Genomic DNA, 816 nt, shown 5'->3' on the forward strand with positions numbered 1-816 from the left:
TGGCCGATGACCTCGCTACGCAACTCGCCATTGTTGCCGGTCAGGGCGATGTTCATCGCCTCTGCCGGAAGCGGCTCGGCCGACTGGATCGGCGCGATCGGTTCGATTGGTTCGATGATCTTGGCAACCAGCTTCTTGGCTGGCTTGGCATCGGCCACCTGGGTTGCCTGCGCGCCCTTGCCCTTCTTGGCCAGGAACGCCTGCCGTTCAGCGTCGGCCTTGGCCTTGGCCGCCTCGCGCATCGCCAGTTTCCTGGCTTCGAGCGCCTTGGCTTTGGCGGCTTCCTTGTCGGCAACGATCTTGGCCTCGATCTTCTTGATCTGGGCGAGGTCGTCGGGCGTCGGGTTTTTCTTCTTCTTGAGAAGCTTCAATTGCGACGCATCACTCTTGACGGCGACGTTGATTGCAGAAGTTGTTTCAGCCGAAGGCTGTGCGGCCATATTTGCCGGCACGCCGGCGGAGGCTGGGGAACTCATGCCGAGTGCGGCGCAAAGTCCCAGGAAAATGAAGCTGCGAAGCTGCATGGCGAAGATCCGATCGTTCTATGCTTGTTGCCCACGGCGTCGCCCAGCGCCCCCCAAGGGCGCCGGAAATGCCGCGCGCAATCTATAGTCGAATAAGCGCGGCTGCCTCAAGCGCGAGGCCCCGCCTCACCCTGTCGAATCTTCGTGATCTTGCTGCATTTGCCGCGACTGTGTTCAAACGACCACAGATCGCGGTTTCAAGCGTGGAAGACTATTGGTTCGGGACCTGCGGGGTCGCCGGTGCGGCGGGAGCCGTGCCGTTGGTCGCCGGCGACGTCGGACGGTGCGGGCA

The 816-nt window shown here is 62.4% G+C and carries 1 pseudogene; it reads right to left on the bottom strand.

What is annotated here, in order from left to right:
- Positions 1 to 524 (bottom strand): annotated as a pseudogene (locus EN984_RS36355) (L,D-transpeptidase); the annotation flags it as partial.
- Between the last annotated feature and the right edge of the window lie 292 nt (positions 525 to 816).

It is taken from the genome of Mesorhizobium sp. M7A.F.Ca.CA.004.12.1.1, from assembly GCF_003997835.1.
Taxonomy (GTDB): Bacteria; Pseudomonadota; Alphaproteobacteria; order Rhizobiales; family Rhizobiaceae; genus Mesorhizobium.